The sequence below is a fragment of the Pandoraea soli genome (genome assembly GCF_902459595.1).
GTDB classification, from domain to species: Bacteria; Pseudomonadota; Gammaproteobacteria; order Burkholderiales; family Burkholderiaceae; genus Pandoraea; species Pandoraea cepalis.
Genome location: NZ_CABPSG010000002.1, coordinates 359,061 through 373,537, shown reverse-complemented (window position 1 = coordinate 373,537; position 14,477 = coordinate 359,061). Strand labels below are relative to the sequence as shown.

Genomic DNA, 14,477 nt, shown 5'->3' with positions numbered 1-14,477 from the left:
GGGCGGGGCCGCGCCTGAGCCCCCCCCCGTGTTGCCCCCCCCCGTCTGCGCTCATCGGTTGAATATCAACCCGACGCCTGCACTCGCGACCAGCGCGCCCCACCAGGCGCCTGCCGCCGGACGCTGCCGGGTGCGAATCCACATCAGCGGCAACACCACGACCGGCGTGGTCGCCGAGAGTGTCGCGATGACGCCGGTGTTGCCGTGCCCCATGCCATAGAGCAGCAGCGTCATGCCGACGGCCACACCCACGAAGCCCGACGCCGCCGTGAGCGCCAGCGTGCCTGGCGTGAAAGCCGAGAAGAGACCGCGCCCGCGACGCGCGGCGAGCATTGTCAGCCCGAGCGCCGATACGCCCACACGGACCGCCGACGCACTCACCGGATCGACGCCGGCCGCCATGACCGGCTTGGCGATCAGCGTTCCCACGGAGTGACACAGCGCCGCCACCAGCCCGATGGCCACGCCCACGCGCACATCGCCACGCACGGACTCCCAGTGATGGGCATCCTCGCGCCGGCCACCAAACGCGACGGCGAGCGCCACGCCCAACGTGACCAGCGCCACCCCGATCACCGCGCGCCAGCCAAGCGACTCGCCGAGCCAGATATAGCCGAGCACGGCGGTCATCGGGGCATTCGTCGCGAAGATGATGGAGTTACGGCGAGGCCCGAGACGGCCGAGCGATGTGTAGAGAATCGTGTCGCCCACGAGAATGCCGATCAGCCCCGACGCGGTGAGTCGCAGCCACTGTTCCAGCGTGAGCGACGGCCAGCCGCGCTGCACCGCCACCGCGATGAGCAGCATCGCGAAGACCAGCAGCATGCGGGCGTAATTGAAGGGGAACGAACCGGCCCGGCGCACGGGGGTAATGGCGATCATGCCGCTGAAGGCCCAGCAAAGGGCGGCGCCGAGCGCGGCAAGGTAGGCGAGTTGGGTTGTCATGGTCAGGGGGCAGACGGCTCGCAGGCGCCATCGCCCCCCGCCGTTCGGACGCCATTATACGAGTCACATGCCCCGTTCGGGGGCATGGCCCGCGCGCCGAGCTCAGATATCGTCGTCCAGACGATGCAACGTGTCGAACATGACCCGATAGGCCGCCGCCACACCGTGCGCCCCGCGCAGCATGCGCAAGCGCGACGCCGCATCGGGCTCGCCCGCCTCCTCCACCCATTGCGCGAGCAACGAGGTCCCGCCGCAGACACTCGTGTCTTGCCGCGCGTGGGCACCGACCGCCGCGAATCCGTCGGCCGCCGACGGATACCGCTGCGCGAGCGCGTCGAACTGCGCCTCGATCTCGCTGGCCGCGCGCACTGCGGCCGGCGCCTGACTGAGCGCGCAGCACCCCACGTAGGCGGGCATGTCGCCCGCCGCGCCGATGATGAAGTCGATGAGCGCGTGCGTCGCATCGAACGCACCGCTGTCGAGGAACGTCCGCGCCGCCGGGCCGCAGCGAAGGAGGCCGGCGGCAAGCATCGTCGCCTGCCCGCGCTGCTCGCGATACTGGCGCAGCAGCAACGGTCGCAACGCCGCGTCGGTGCATCGCTCGACTGCCATACGGTTGTGCACATCCGCGCCTGCCGCGCGATGATAGTGCTGCGCAAGAAACGCCAGCACCTGGATGTCGCTCGACTCGCCTGCCAGGAACCGAGCCCAGAACGGCGCGGCGAAAATGCCACGCACCCAATCGTCGCAAACGCGCCCGAACGCCGGCACGATGTCGCCATGCGTGGCGGGCAACACCTGCACCAGCGCTTCGTCGACGAGCCTCGCGAGCCACGTGCCCGGCAACGGCGCTTCGGCGAGCAACACACCGTGCCGCATGCGATCGAGCCACATGGCGGTTTCGGCAGGCGCGCCGTGCAACGTGCACGACACCTCGTGCGACGACACCACGACGACCTGCGCCTCGACCGTCCATCGCGCATGCGGCGACGCAATGATCCATACCGCCATGTCGTACGCCGCCGACGCGCGTGGCGCAGCAGATAGGGGAGAGGCGACCGGTGACGCGATCGGAGCACTCATCGGACGATGGCCCCGAGCAGCGCCACCCGCGCGGGATCGATGCGCCTGACGACCTCCACGCGAAGCGTCGCCACCCCATCGCCCTGCGACAGGCCCGGCACGTTCTGCATGGCGCCCAAATGACGGCGGCACGGGGTTCGCCCTTTGTCGCGCGACGTGTCCGGCGCGCCGCGCGCCAGCCGACGTGACGCCTTCTCGGGCACGCAGGCGGTTCCGTCGGGCGGAGACATCGCGCGACCTTGCGCCCCGGCAGGCGACTCCAGGACGACGGGAAGAAAAGGAAACGGTGACGGCGGCGCATTGGACGGCATGTCGGCTCCTGTCGAAAATCGGACGGCGCGGACGCCCGCGCCTCGTGCAAGACTGCCGCGCAAGCCGCGCATGCCATGCCGGGCATGAACGCAAACGTCTGCGGGCCAAACATCTACCATAGGAATCCCTTAGGGATACGAAAAAGAACGGAGACTCTAGAAGCACGCAAACAATGTGGTTACATCGCCTCCCGCCTCCCCGCGAGTTCGGCGTGAACGACCATCCGCGCCCCGAGGGATGACGACGATTCAACGTCGGTCGCCATCGTGAACGGCAAATGCGGACAACGCCGCTCAAACACGTAAATTCAAGACTTTTCCCAAGAACCTAGGGGGTATATGACGGCATACGATGTTCCGCCGGCACGCCTTCCTCGTAGCGACGCGGGCGACCGAGCGCAGCGCACGAGAGTGCGCCCACTTGAAGTACCATGATTGTTTCCGATGCTGCGCCCCGGGGAGCGACTCTCATGCATCTTTATCAGCGTCTGCCGATCTTCGTTTTCGAGATCGAAGCCTGCGAAAACCTGACGTTCATCACGATGGCGATTCGCTTCAATCTGGATCGCAACGGTCAACATCTATCGTTGGCCGACTGGCAACGCTTGCCCGAAGCGGCGCGCGAGGCGCTGGCCTCATGCAGGCCGGGCGACGAGGACTTTGCGGCGCGTCTCGATGAGATGGCGAGCCAGTATCTCGGGCAAGCGGTGGCGCGCAGCGTCGACCCCGCGCCTACCGCCTGGCAGGATACGACTGCGTTGCCGCCGGGACTGCTCAAGCAGTGCGAACTGGCCGACCTGCTGCCGCCCGCGGTGGGCGACTGGGCCGCGCTCACGCCGTTCCGTCGCTATGTGCTCGCGAAGCTCTCGCGGCGCGACACGCTCAATCATTGCTTTGTCCCGGCCATGCTCGAGTTCGGGCTGGCGCAAACGCCAGCCGACCTCTGAGGTGCGGGTCGCCGGTTCAGGTCACCGGCGCCGGGTTGAACAGGACGAGCGCGTTGTGCAGGCCCCAGCGTTCCGCCCAGGTCTTCTCGCCGCTCGCCACGGCGAGCATCAGGTGAAAGAGCTGCCAGCCGACGTCTTCTATGGTGGCTTCGCCCGTGGCGATGCGCCCGGCGTCGACATCCATCAGGTCATGCCAGCGACGCGCCAGGTCGGAGCGCGTCGCCACCTTGACGACGGGCACCTCGGCCAGCCCGTAGGGCGTGCCGCGTCCGGTCGTGAAGACGTGAATGTTGATCCCCGCGGCGAGTTGCAGCGTGCCGCAGATGAAATCGCTCGCCGGCGTGGCGGCGTAAATCAACCCGCGCTGGCGCGAGCGGTCGAGCTTGGCGCCCGGCGCGATCACGCCGTGAATCGGGCCCGTGCCGGACTTCACAATCGACCCCATCGCCTTTTCCACGATGTTCGACAACCCGCCGCGCTTGTTGCCCGGCGTGGTGTTGGCGCTGCGGTCGACGCGGCCGCGCTCCAGATAGGCGTCGTACCAGGCCATTTCGCGAATCATCGCGTCGGCCACTTCCGGCGTCGCTGCACGTGAGGTGAGCTGATCGATCCCGTCGCGCACCTCGGTGACTTCGGAGAACATCACCGTCGCGCCCGTGCGCACGAGCAAATCCGTGGCGAAGCCCACCGCCGGGTTCGCCGTCACCCCGGAGAACGCGTCGCTGCCGCCGCACTGCACGCCCACCACCAGCTCCGACGCCGGCACCGTCTCGCGCCGGCGCGCGTTGAGGCGCTCCAGATGTGTACGTGCGGTCGCCAGGATCGAATCGATCATCGACAGGAAGCCAACGTGCGCGTCGTCTTGCAGACAGACGGTATCCGGCTTGCCATCCGCATTGGCACTGCCGATGGGAATACTGCCCGCCGGCAAGAGGCGCTCGGGCTGAAGCTTCTCGCAACCGAGACTCACGACCATCACTTCGCCGCCGAAATTCGGGTTCGTGGCGATGTTGCGCAGCGTGCGGATCGGCACGTCGGCGTCCGGCGCATCGATGGCCACGCCGCAACCATAGGTGTGTTCCAGCCCGACCACGTCGTCGACGTTCGGATACTGAGGCAGCAACGTCTCCTTGATTCGCTTGACGGCAAATTCGACCACGCCGGCCACGCACTGCACCGTGGTCGTGATCGCCAGAATGTTGCGGGTACCGACCGAGCCGTCGGCATTGCGATAGCCCTGAAACGTGAAGCCCTCGAGCGGCGGCAGTGACGCGGGCACCCGCGTGCTGATCGGCAGGCGATCCAGCGAAGGCGCCTCGGGCATGGCCAGATTGCGCTCGTTGACCCAACTGCCCGCGGGCAGCGCACGCGCCGCATAGCCGATCACCACACCGTAGCGAATCATCGGCGCGCCTTCGGCCAGATCGGTCAGCGCGACCTTATGCCCCTGGGGCACGGCGTCCACGAGCGTAAGCCCGTCGGCAAACCGGCGGCCGGCGGACAACCCCCCGTCGTTCACGACGATGGCGACATTGTCGTCCGGCTGCATCCGAATATAGCGCGGTGCATCCGTCGTCCCAGACCCGGATTCACCCGCGGCGGCTGTGCGCCCCGCGTCCGTCATTGATGCCATGTTGCTCACTCCTTCCTGTTTTCCGATGAAATGCGGCGCCTGCAACGGGTTCAAGCATGCGATACGCCATCGACGCTAAAGACTATCTCGGCCGACGCAAAACGGCGTTGAATCTCGACGTTGTCTTGCATGCCGCCACTCATGTGTCATCATACATCTAGATTCGCGCTATGCGTACCCCTCGAGTCTGGCCGGAATAATCGGGGAAAACCCCCTTCGCATGGTGTGCGGGTTTATCCCACCGCCATTCTTTCCAACAGCCTCTTGTCCGATTTATCAACATGTTATACGATGACATATAACTCAGCGCCGAGCGCTGGTTGAGCTTCTTCTTTTTCTTATTGAAACCGGCCCGGCGGCCGACAGGAACTCTCGACATGACCGCACCTCAAGAACTCAAGCAGATCGTCTCCGACGGCTTGTTGTCTTTCCCCGTCACCGACTTCGATGCGAACGGCGACTTCAATGCGCGTGGTTACGCGGCCCGACTTGAGTGGCTGGCGCCGTTTGGCGCGACGGCGCTCTTCGCGGCGGGCGGCACGGGCGAATTTTTCTCGCTCACCCCGCGCGATTACAGCGCCGTGATCAAGACGGCCGTCGACACCTGCGCAGGCAAGGTGCCGATTCTGGCAGGGGCCGGCGGTCCGACGCGTCTGGCCATCGAATACGCCCAGGAAGCCGAGCGTCTTGGCGCCAAGGGCGTACTGCTCATGCCCCACTACCTGACCGAAGCGAGCCTGGACGGGATCGCCGCTCACGTCGAACAGGTCTGCCGTTCGGTCAACATCGGCGTGATCGTCTACAACCGTGCCAATTCGAAGCTCGGTGCCGACCAACTCGAGCGTCTCGCCGAGACGTGCCCGAACCTGATCGGATTCAAGGACGGCGTGGGCGACATTGAGCGCATGGTGCAGATCCGTCGCCGCATGGGCGACCGCTTCTCTTATCTGGGCGGCCTACCGACGGCCGAAGTCTATGCCGCCGCCTACCGCGCGCTGGGTGTGCCGGTGTACTCGTCGGCGGTCTTCAACTTCATCCCGAAAACGGCCATGGCGTTCTATCGCGCCGTGTGCGAGAACGACGAGGCCACGATCGGCCGTCTGCTCGACACGTTCTTCCTGCCGTACCTGGAAATCCGCAACCGCCGCGCGGGCTACGCCGTGAGTATCGTCAAGGCGGGCGCGAAGCTCGTCGGCCGGGATGCCGGCCCGGTGCGCGCGCCGCTGACCGACCTGCTGCCGAACGAACTCGAGATGCTCGACGCGCTGATCAAGAAGGTTGAAGGCTAAGGAGCCCACGCATGCAAATTACCGGTGAGATGTTGATCGGCCACGCCGACGTGCGGGGCAACGCGGGAACGCTCGAAGCGTTCGACCCGTCGCGCGGTGAGCGGCTGACGCCCGCGTTCGGCGCGGGCAACGCGCAGGACGTCGAACGCGCTTGCGAGCTGGCTCGCGCCGCGTTCGATCCGTTCCGCGCGTTGCCGCTCGCCAAGCGTGCCGAGTTCCTGGAGGCCGTCGCACAGGCCATTCTCGATCTGGGCGACGCCCTCATCGAGCGTGCTCACGCCGAGACCGGATTGCCCGTCGCCCGCCTGCAAGGCGAGCGTGGGCGCACCGTCGGCCAATTGCGAATGTTCGCCCGCGTGGTGCGTGACGGCCACTTCCTCGACGCCACCGTCGACCCGGCACAGCCGGCGCGCGAGCCACTGCCGCGCAGCGACTTGCGCCTGGCCAAGATCGGCCTCGGCCCCGTGGCCGTGTTCGGCGCGAGCAACTTTCCGCTGGCGTTTTCGGTGGCGGGCGGCGACACGGCGTCGGCGTTTGCCGCGGGTTGCCCGGTGATCGTCAAGGCACACTCGGCGCACCTGGGAACGTCGGAACTCGTGGCCCGCGCCATCCGCTCGGCAGTGCAGGCACTTGGCCTGCCGGAAGGGGTGTTCTCGCTGCTCGTGGGCGAACGCGCCGTAGGCGAGGCGCTCGTCGCGCATCCGGCGATTGCCGCCGTGGGCTTTACCGGTTCGCGCACCGGTGGCCTCGCGCTGCAACGCATTGCGCAGTCGCGTGCCGTACCGATTCCGGTCTATGCCGAAATGAGCAGTATCAATCCGGTGTATTTGCTGCCTGAGGCGCTGAACGCGCGCGGTGAAGCGATCGCCAAGGGTTTCGTCGACTCGCTCACGATGGGCGTCGGTCAGTTCTGCACCAACCCGGGGATGGTATTGGGCATCGCGGGCGACGCGCTCGATCGCTTCTGCCGCACGGCCACCGAAGCGCTCGGCGCGAAAGCCGCGGGCACGATGCTGACGCCGGGCATTCATCAGGCCTACGACAAGGGCGTGACGCGACTGGTCGACGAACCGAACGTGACGCTGCTCGCGCGCGGTCAGGCGGGGGGGGCATGCCAGGGCCAAGCCGCCCTCTTCCGCACGAGCGCCGCCGAATTCCTCGCTACGCCGGCACTGCATGAGGAAGTCTTCGGCCCGGCCTCGGTCGTGATTGCCTGCGATACCGTCGAAGAGATGATCGCGATCACCGAGCGTCTGGAAGGACAGCTCACGGCGACGCTGCAACTCGACGCCGGCGATACCGAGGCGGCGCGCCGCTTGCTGCCGAGTTTGGAGCGTCGCGCCGGACGCATTCTCGCCAACGGCTTCCCGACCGGCGTCGAGGTGTGTCATGCGATGGTCCACGGCGGTCCGTTCCCGGCGACGTCGAACGCCATGTTCACGTCGGTGGGCGCCACGGCCATCGATCGCTTCCTGCGTCCGGTCTGCTATCAGGACCTGCCCGACACGCTGTTGCCGGAAGCCCTGCGGGAAGGTAATCCGCTCGGCCTGTGGCGACTTCGCGACGGCGCAATGTCGCAGGCATGACACGCAGACTCAACGCGTAGCGAACGACATTGCCGCAACGACAAACGCCCTCGGATTTTTCGATCCGAGGGCGTTTTGTCTTGGATACAGGGTAGCGGTCGCGGCTACGACGCCACATCCCCTCGCGTAAGCGCTGGCGGCGTCACCAGACCATACAGTGGCGTGACCTGTCCCTGCGCCAGCCCCTTCGCCACCGCCTTCAGATTGATTGAACCCGGCGCACCGATCAGCGCGTAGCCGATCTGTCCCTTGCGCCACGTCACCACGCCCATCCGGTCGATCTTCTGCTCCGCCACATCCTGATCCGGACGCGGGTCGCGCACCACGCACAGGGCGACGGGGTCGCCCGTCTCCGGCAGGTACACCATCTGCACCAGCGTTCGATCCTGCCAGCGAAGGCGTTGCACGCCCTTGAACGTCAGCCCCTGTGCACGCAGGTCGGGAACGCTGATATCGAGCTTGTCGTCGTGCCGAATATCGCTCACGGTGCGCGCGATGTCGCCATCGTCCACCCGTACCGACGCGATCGTGTCGCGCACATAGAGCTGCTGGTATTCGGCGGCGGCGCGCACCCACGTTGTGCCTTGCGGCGACTTCGGCGGCGCCGTTACCGAGGCCGTCATGAGTCCTCCGCCCCCCGCGCCCAAGCGGTTCAGCGCGCCCGGCAACCACGGCAAGGTGATGGCGGTGACCGCTACGCCAGCGGCAAATGCGGCGAGTAGCCACCCGGCGCGTACGCGGCGTCCGGCGGGCGCATCGTTCGCCGCCGGCGGGCCGAGGGATGCATCGACAGATACGGACGCGGCGGGCGACACCACGTTCAACGGCTTTACGGCATCGGCACCGTCTTGCACTGCCGGCGTCTGACGCTGCGCATGCGCGCGCAGCAGTGCGTCAAGATGGGCGCTCAGGCTAGCGGGCACGGGCGGGATCACTTGCGCGGCGAACGTCTCCCGATAAGGCAGGCGCGACGCGCGCAACGCCTCGACCGCGTCGGCCAATTCGGGCGATGCGTCAATGGCCGCTTCGACCTCGGCACGCTCGGCAGCGGGGAGTGTGTCGTCGACGTACGCGAGCAGGCGGATATCGTCTTCGTTCATCACGCATCCTCCTCACGTGCGCCGGCGTCAGGGCCGACGTTGTCGGCACGGCGGGGTTGCCCCTTGGATTGACGGAACTGGTCGCCGACGGTTCGGCGTGCGCGAGACAAGCGGCTCATGACCGTACCGATGGGCACGTCGAGCACCAGCGCGGCCTCCTGGTAGCTCAGCCCTTCGACGGCGACGAGCAGCACCACGAGCCGCTGGGCTTCGGGCAGACGGTCGACGGCGCCGAACACCTGGTGGTAACTGGCCAGGTCTTCGGGGGTGGACGCCTGAAGATCGGGAATCGCCTCGACGTCGGCATCGTCCCAGGCCAGGCTGCCGCGCGAGCGGACACGACGCGCACGGATCTCGTTGATCCACGTGGTGTGCACAATGCGGTACATCCAGCTCAACGCCGAGGTGCCCGGCTGCCACTGATGCACGCGCTCGAGCGCGTGCAGGCAGGCACGTTGCACGAGATCCTCGGCGTCGTGGCGATCGCCCGTAATGCGCAGGGCGAACGCCCAGAGGCGCGGCAGCAAGCCAGGGAGCAAGCTGGGCAAATCCTGACCGGTCATCGGCAAATGTCCTGGCGGAGGGTGCCTGGCGTCAAGCCAGTCCGAAGCATCGCCGGCGACGACCGCCGACGCTTGCCGCGAAATTATACTGAGCCGCCGCGACTTTGCACTACGCCGCGTGGCCGGCCAGACCGCCAACACCCTGCACTCCCCGTCGGATCCGCGTGCGCTCCCGCTCAGGGCTTGACCACGTGCCACACGTCCTTGAAGCCATTGCCCTTCATGTCGCCCTGGGCAGTGTCCTTCGAGAAGCGATACATCGGCTTGCCCTTGTAAGCCCATTGCATCGTGCCGTCGTCGCGCGTCACGACGGTGTAATCGCCCTCGGCCTTCGCTCCCGGCGCGGCCATCACGGGCGGCCAGGCGGCGGCACACGGGCCGTTACAGGTGCTCTTGCCGCTGCCGGCGACATCTTTGTCGAACGTGTAGACGGTGCGGTTCTGGCCGTCGACCATCATGCCGCCCATCGCCTTGAGCGGGGCTTCGGCATGGGCAGCGGCAGCGGCGAACAGGCCGACGGCCGCCACGAGTGCGGTGAGAACGGAGGACATCGATTGACGTTGGTTCATGACATTGGCTCCTGAATGAAATGTCGGGGACGACACTCTCAGAACGCCCGGTCGCGACGCTTTATTCCGTCCGATGTCAGCGATATTTTTGGTGCAACGCAACGGCAGCGGAAGCGGCAAGTGCCGCACATCCCCTCGGACCCTCCCAAGGCGACGGCGGCACCCCAACGACCTACTCTCCCTTCGGCGCTTCCTTGACGCGGCTCACGAGCTGCGTCGGACTCACGAATTGCAGTGCGATGAGCACCCACAACAGCGTGATCGCCATATAGATCATGGCCATGGCGTCGATCGACTGCGGCGCCCGCACGCCGGTCGAGAACACCGCGTAGTACAGCGCGACGACGAGCGTCTGCGTGTCGGGACCCGCCGTGAAGAACGTCAGCTCGAACATACCGATGGTGCGTACGAGCACCAGCAACCCGGCCGCGAGAATGCCCGGCACCAGCAGCGGCAGCAACACGTAGCGGAAATACTTCAGCGTGTTGGCCCCGAAGATGCGCGCGGCGGCTTCGAGATTCGGATCGATCTGCTCGATGAACGGCGTCATCACGAGAATCACGAACGGCAGCGACGGCACGAGGTTCGCAAGAATCACCCCCGCGAGCGTGCCCCCCAGCCCGACCTTGTACAGCACCGTCGCCATCGGAATGCCGTAGGTGACCGGCGGCACCATCAACGGCAGCAGGAACACCAGCATCGCGAGCTTCTTGCCGGGGAACTGCGCACGCGCCAGCGCATACGCCGCAGGCACGCCCAGCGCAATCGACAGCAGCACGACCGCACCCACAACCTCCATGGTGACCCACAACACGTCGGCAAGCTGGAAGTCACGCCATGCCTGTGCGTACCAATGCAGCGTGAAACCTTGCGGCAGCGGCGTGCCGAACCAGCGGGTGGCCAGCGAGTTCATCGTGACGGTGGCGATCATCAGCCCCACGTTCACGAGGAAGAAAATCATCGCACCCCACACCAGCACACGCCACAGACGCGAGCCCGGTCCTTCACGGCGCATCTTGCGTCGTGTCGTGGGGGCGGCCGCCGGCGAACTCACGGGCGAAGGCGTCGTCATGAAATCTCCGTTCTGCGCGGCCAGGGTTCCGGCCAAATGCTTGTTGGTGGCGCTCATCCCTTGCCTCCCGTGGTCGGACCGCTATAAAACGCCCGGCGCGCGCCAAGCATCCCCGCCACGATCAGCAATTGCACGAAGCCCATCACGATCGCCACGCACGACGCCAGCGAGTAGTCGTAGCTCTCGAACGCGGCTTCATACGCTGCGATCGACACCACGCGCGTGGCCCCGGCCGGCACCCCGAGCAGCACCGCCGACGGGAACACCGAGAACGCTTGCACGAACGACAGGCACGCCGCCATCGTCAGCCCCGGCACCAGCAGCGGCAGATAGATCAGCCGGAACTGTTGCCACGGCCCGGCGCCGAGCGTGCCGGCCGCACGCGCTAGCGTCGGATCGATGCCCGTCACGTACGACAGGATCAGCAGGAACGCAAACGGGAAACCGGAAATCACCAGCGAGATCAGTACGCCCCAATAGTTGTGCGTCAGGCGGACTTCATCGCTATAGAGATGGAGCGCATGCAATGCCTGCGGGAACCAGCCGTTCGGCCCATAGTACGTCAGCATACCGTCGGCGATCAGCACCGTGCCGAGCGTGACGGGCACAACGAGCAGCATCGTCACGAACTTCGACGCACGCGTGCTCTTGCGCAGCGCGAACGCCGCCGGAATCGACGCGCCGACGTTGATCAACGTGGCCGGCACGGCGAGCTTGAGCGTGATGAGCACCGTCGGCCACAGCGTCGGGTCGGTGAAGAACTTCAGGTAGTTCGCGAAGACGCCGCCCTCCATCGGCTGAAACGACAGGAACAGGCCGTAGGCGAACGGGTACACGAACATCGCGAGCAGGCACACGAGCGCCGGGGCCACGAGCCAGCCACGGCCGTCGAAGCGCGCGGCCGGCGTCAGCGACGGGGAAGACGCGGCGGCACTCATGCGCGCTCTCCGGCGTACACAAGCGTGCGCTCGGCCGGCACGCAAAGCGGCACGCGCTCACCCACGGCATAGTCGCCGGGCAGGCGCGCATACAGCGGGCCAAAGGGCGACGCCACGCGCAACAACGAATCTCGGCCACCGTATTCGACGGTCTCCACAACCGTATCGAAAGCGTTGTCATTGGCGGCCTGTGCACGCTCGAAGTCATCGGGACGAATCGCCACGCTCACCTTGCCCTCGCTGCCGGGCGACTCCATGAGCACGCCGTCGAACGACGCACCACCGCTCGACACACGGGCGCGATCGCCCTGCGCCGACGTGATCGACACGTCGAACACGTTGCGATAACCCATGAAGCGCGCCACATGCAGATTGCGCGGACGGCAATAAACATCGCGCGGCACACCGATCTGCTGCACGACGCCTTCCTTCATCACCACGATGCGATCGGCCATCGAGAGCGCTTCGTCCTGATCGTGCGTCACGTAGATCGTGGCGCGGTCGAGTTCGCCGTGAATGCGGCGAATCTCGGCGCGCATCTCGATGCGCAACTTCGCATCGAGGTTCGAGAGCGGCTCGTCCATCAGCACGACGGGCGGCTCGATCACGATGGCGCGAGCGATGGCCACGCGCTGCTGCTGCCCGCCCGAGAGCTGGCCCGGCAGCTTGCGTTCGTGCCCCACGAGCTGCACGAGTTGCAAGGCCGCACGGGCCCGCTTCTCGATCTCCGCACGCGGCATGCCGCGCATGCGCAGGCCGAAGCCCACGTTATCGAGCACGCTCATGTGGGGGAACAGCGCGTAGTTCTGAAAGACCATGCCGAAGCCGCGCTTCTCGCTCGGCAGCACGTCAATACGCTCGTCGTCGAGCCAGATGGCGCCGCCGGTCAGCGGCGTCAGTCCGGCAATACAGTTGAGCGCGGTGGATTTACCGCATCCCGAAGGCCCCAGCAGCGCAATGAATTCGCCTCGCTCGATGGTCAGGTCCAGGCCGTTCAAGGCGGCCACGGACTGACCTTCCGCGTTGGTGAAAGCGCGCGCAACGTTATCGAGGCGCAGGTGTTGAAAGTTGTGCTTCATGGACGACTCCGATCACTCCGGTCACTTCGATTTGCGCGCGCCGATCTCGGCATCCCACTTCTGGAATGCGGCGACCATCGCGGTCGCGTCGAGCGGCACGGCATGCGGGAAGTCGGCGATGAGCTTCGTGTATTCCGGACGGCCGTACTTCGCGATCACTTCCTGGCTCTTCGCCGGTGCGGCGGACAGCGGCACATCCTTCACGGCGGGACCCGGATAGAAGTAGCCGTCGTCGTAGGCGAGCGCCTGTTGCGCAGGCTCGAGCATGAAGTTGATCAGCTTGAGGATGACGTCCATCTTCTCTTTGGCAACGCCCTTGGGCACGACGATGTAATGCGCATCGTTGACCCACGTGAACTTGTCGAACGCCTGCACCTTGAAGCTCGCAGGCACGATGCCCAAGGCGCGCGGATTGATGTCCCAACCCGTCATGGTCACGGTCATGTCGCGGCTGCCCTCACCCAGTTCCTTCATCACCGCCGACGTGCCGCCCGGGTAATAGGGAATGCACGTATCGAGCTCCTTAAGGAACGCCCACGTCTTGTCCCAGCCCTTGACCGGATCGTGCGGATCCTTGTCGCCCAGCAGATACGGCAACCCCATGAGGAATGCGCGGCCCGGGCCCGAGTTGGCCGGGCGCGCATAAATCAGCTTTCCCGGATTGGCCTTGCACCACGAGAGCAGTTCGGCGGCTGTCTTCGGCGGATGGCTGACCTTCGCCGGGTTGTATTCAATGAGCGGTCCCGCCGGGCTGTACGTCACGGTAAGGCCGTAGCCCTTCGAGAGTTCCTGCATCGCGCGCACGTTCGGCGAGTACTTGTCGAGCACGCCCGGCAGCTTTGCGCTGTAGTCGGGCAACAGACGCTGCCAGAGGTTTTGCTGAATACCGGCGGCAAGCGCATCGGTACCCGTGAGCACGATGTCGATGTCGGAACGACCCGCCGCCTGCATGGCCTTGATCTTGCCCGGCAGTTGTGGGGCGGGCGCGTTGGTGAACGTGATCTTGGAAACAAGATCCGGGTACTTGTCGCGGAAGGCCTCGAAGCCCTTCTGCGTGAGTGCGAGGTTACCCGCCACGTCGACAATGTTCAGCGCGACCGGCGCAGCGGTTGCGGTACTCGCGATGCTTCCCAATGCGGCCGCACATGCCAGTGCGCCAAGCGTGCGTTTCCAGAATCCTCTGCGGCTGAAGGTCATGCTGTCTCCTCTTCGTGTTGAATTTCTCGTAAGTCATCATATGACTGGATCGGTGAATTTGCAATCAGGAGACGCGCTCGAACGTCTCAGAGATTTCCCTAAGAGATTCCTATTGGATTGATTATTTGTCCAATTTCCGGGCATCTCAGCGAAATTTCTCGGCGC

At 65.8% G+C, this 14,477-nt stretch carries 14 protein-coding genes; 3 read left to right on the top strand and 11 right to left on the bottom strand.

All coding sequences use genetic code 11. The features are described from left to right. Window positions 1-51: 51 nt before the first annotated feature. The 3 genes from PSO31014_RS05685 to PSO31014_RS05675 form a co-directional block, all read right to left on the bottom strand. Window positions 52-945 (bottom strand): DMT family transporter, encoded by an 894-nt coding sequence (locus PSO31014_RS05685; protein ID WP_150550711.1) that lies wholly within the window; start codon window positions 943-945, stop codon window positions 52-54. Window positions 946-1,047: 102 nt separating this feature from the next. Next, entirely contained in the window at window positions 1,048-2,028 is a 981-nt protein-coding gene (locus PSO31014_RS05680) for a hypothetical protein (protein WP_150550710.1), read from the bottom strand. After that, the gene (locus tag PSO31014_RS05675) at window positions 2,025-2,339 is read right to left on the bottom strand and encodes a hypothetical protein (protein ID WP_150550709.1); all 315 of its coding nucleotides are present in this window, start codon (window positions 2,337-2,339) and stop codon (window positions 2,025-2,027) included. The genes PSO31014_RS05680 and PSO31014_RS05675 overlap by 4 nt, the downstream gene beginning before the upstream one ends. Window positions 2,340-2,809: 470 nt before the next feature. Here PSO31014_RS05675 and PSO31014_RS05670 point away from each other — a divergent pair, with 470 nt between their 5' ends. Continuing rightward, window positions 2,810-3,286, top strand: a complete 477-nt coding sequence (locus PSO31014_RS05670) for a nitrate reductase associated protein (protein ID WP_150550708.1) — start codon at window positions 2,810-2,812, stop codon at window positions 3,284-3,286. 16 nt (window positions 3,287-3,302) lie between these two features. Here PSO31014_RS05670 and garD read toward each other — a convergent pair whose 3' ends face one another. Further along, window positions 3,303-4,910 carry a galactarate dehydratase gene (gene garD, locus PSO31014_RS05665; RefSeq protein ID WP_150550858.1) on the bottom strand — a complete coding sequence of 536 codons (1,608 nt, stop codon included), beginning with the start codon at window positions 4,908-4,910 and terminating at the stop codon, window positions 3,303-3,305. A 386-nt stretch (window positions 4,911-5,296) separates the two neighbouring features. On the opposite strand from garD, the gene kdgD reads away from it, so the two are divergent. Further along, window positions 5,297-6,208 carry a 5-dehydro-4-deoxyglucarate dehydratase gene (gene kdgD, locus PSO31014_RS05660; RefSeq protein ID WP_150550707.1) on the top strand — a complete coding sequence of 304 codons (912 nt, stop codon included), beginning with the start codon at window positions 5,297-5,299 and terminating at the stop codon, window positions 6,206-6,208. Window positions 6,209-6,219: 11 nt separating this feature from the next. Then, window positions 6,220-7,794 carry an aldehyde dehydrogenase (NADP(+)) gene (locus PSO31014_RS05655; protein WP_150550706.1) on the top strand — a complete coding sequence of 525 codons (1,575 nt, stop codon included), beginning with the start codon at window positions 6,220-6,222 and terminating at the stop codon, window positions 7,792-7,794. Window positions 7,795-7,898: 104 nt separating this feature from the next. On the opposite strand, the gene PSO31014_RS05650 is transcribed toward PSO31014_RS05655, so the two are convergent. From PSO31014_RS05650 to PSO31014_RS05620, 7 genes are all read right to left on the bottom strand, one after another. Further along, window positions 7,899-8,894 carry an anti-sigma factor gene (locus PSO31014_RS05650; protein ID WP_174976404.1) on the bottom strand — a complete coding sequence of 332 codons (996 nt, stop codon included), beginning with the start codon at window positions 8,892-8,894 and terminating at the stop codon, window positions 7,899-7,901. Continuing rightward, complete coding sequence (locus tag PSO31014_RS05645; RefSeq protein ID WP_150550705.1) at window positions 8,894-9,457, bottom strand: RNA polymerase sigma factor; 564 nt, start codon at window positions 9,455-9,457, stop codon at window positions 8,894-8,896. Before PSO31014_RS05645 ends, PSO31014_RS05650 begins: the two co-directional genes overlap by 1 nt. Window positions 9,458-9,633: 176 nt before the next feature. Then, window positions 9,634-10,026 (bottom strand): COG4315 family predicted lipoprotein, encoded by a 393-nt coding sequence (locus tag PSO31014_RS05640; protein WP_150550704.1) that lies wholly within the window; start codon window positions 10,024-10,026, stop codon window positions 9,634-9,636. A gap of 172 nt (window positions 10,027-10,198) precedes the next feature. Then, a complete protein-coding gene (locus PSO31014_RS05635) occupies window positions 10,199-11,098 on the bottom strand; it encodes an ABC transporter permease (protein ID WP_246176265.1) in 900 nt (299 codons plus the stop codon). A 53-nt stretch (window positions 11,099-11,151) separates the two neighbouring features. Further along, window positions 11,152-12,036: an ABC transporter permease gene (locus PSO31014_RS05630; protein WP_150550702.1), complete on the bottom strand. Its 885-nt coding sequence runs from the start codon at window positions 12,034-12,036 to the stop codon at window positions 11,152-11,154. Further along, window positions 12,033-13,115 carry an ABC transporter ATP-binding protein gene (locus PSO31014_RS05625; protein WP_130026930.1) on the bottom strand — a complete coding sequence of 361 codons (1,083 nt, stop codon included), beginning with the start codon at window positions 13,113-13,115 and terminating at the stop codon, window positions 12,033-12,035. Before PSO31014_RS05625 ends, PSO31014_RS05630 begins: the two co-directional genes overlap by 4 nt. A gap of 21 nt (window positions 13,116-13,136) precedes the next feature. Continuing rightward, window positions 13,137-14,312 (bottom strand): ABC transporter substrate-binding protein, encoded by a 1,176-nt coding sequence (locus PSO31014_RS05620; protein WP_150550701.1) that lies wholly within the window; start codon window positions 14,310-14,312, stop codon window positions 13,137-13,139. Window positions 14,313-14,477: the final 165 nt, after the last annotated feature.

Bases quoted from the DNA above. Each gene is read 5' to 3' on its own strand.
- PSO31014_RS05685 (WP_150550711.1), bottom strand. From the start codon at position 945: ATGACAACCCAACTCGCCTACCTTGCCGCGCTCGGCGCCGCCCTTTGC.
- PSO31014_RS05680 (WP_150550710.1), bottom strand. From the start codon at position 2,028: ATGAGTGCTCCGATCGCGTCACCGGTCGCCTCTCCCCTATCTGCTGCG.
- PSO31014_RS05675 (WP_150550709.1), bottom strand. From the start codon at position 2,339: ATGCCGTCCAATGCGCCGCCGTCACCGTTTCCTTTTCTTCCCGTCGTC.
- PSO31014_RS05670 (WP_150550708.1), top strand. From the start codon at position 2,810: ATGCATCTTTATCAGCGTCTGCCGATCTTCGTTTTCGAGATCGAAGCC.
- garD (WP_150550858.1), bottom strand. From the start codon at position 4,910: ATGACGGACGCGGGGCGCACAGCCGCCGCGGGTGAATCCGGGTCTGGG.
- kdgD (WP_150550707.1), top strand. From the start codon at position 5,297: ATGACCGCACCTCAAGAACTCAAGCAGATCGTCTCCGACGGCTTGTTG.
- PSO31014_RS05655 (WP_150550706.1), top strand. From the start codon at position 6,220: ATGCAAATTACCGGTGAGATGTTGATCGGCCACGCCGACGTGCGGGGC.
- PSO31014_RS05650 (WP_174976404.1), bottom strand. From the start codon at position 8,894: ATGAACGAAGACGATATCCGCCTGCTCGCGTACGTCGACGACACACTC.
- PSO31014_RS05645 (WP_150550705.1), bottom strand. From the start codon at position 9,457: ATGACCGGTCAGGATTTGCCCAGCTTGCTCCCTGGCTTGCTGCCGCGC.
- PSO31014_RS05640 (WP_150550704.1), bottom strand. From the start codon at position 10,026: ATGAACCAACGTCAATCGATGTCCTCCGTTCTCACCGCACTCGTGGCG.
- PSO31014_RS05635 (WP_246176265.1), bottom strand. From the start codon at position 11,098: ATGACGACGCCTTCGCCCGTGAGTTCGCCGGCGGCCGCCCCCACGACA.
- PSO31014_RS05630 (WP_150550702.1), bottom strand. From the start codon at position 12,036: ATGAGTGCCGCCGCGTCTTCCCCGTCGCTGACGCCGGCCGCGCGCTTC.
- PSO31014_RS05625 (WP_130026930.1), bottom strand. From the start codon at position 13,115: ATGAAGCACAACTTTCAACACCTGCGCCTCGATAACGTTGCGCGCGCT.
- PSO31014_RS05620 (WP_150550701.1), bottom strand. From the start codon at position 14,312: ATGACCTTCAGCCGCAGAGGATTCTGGAAACGCACGCTTGGCGCACTG.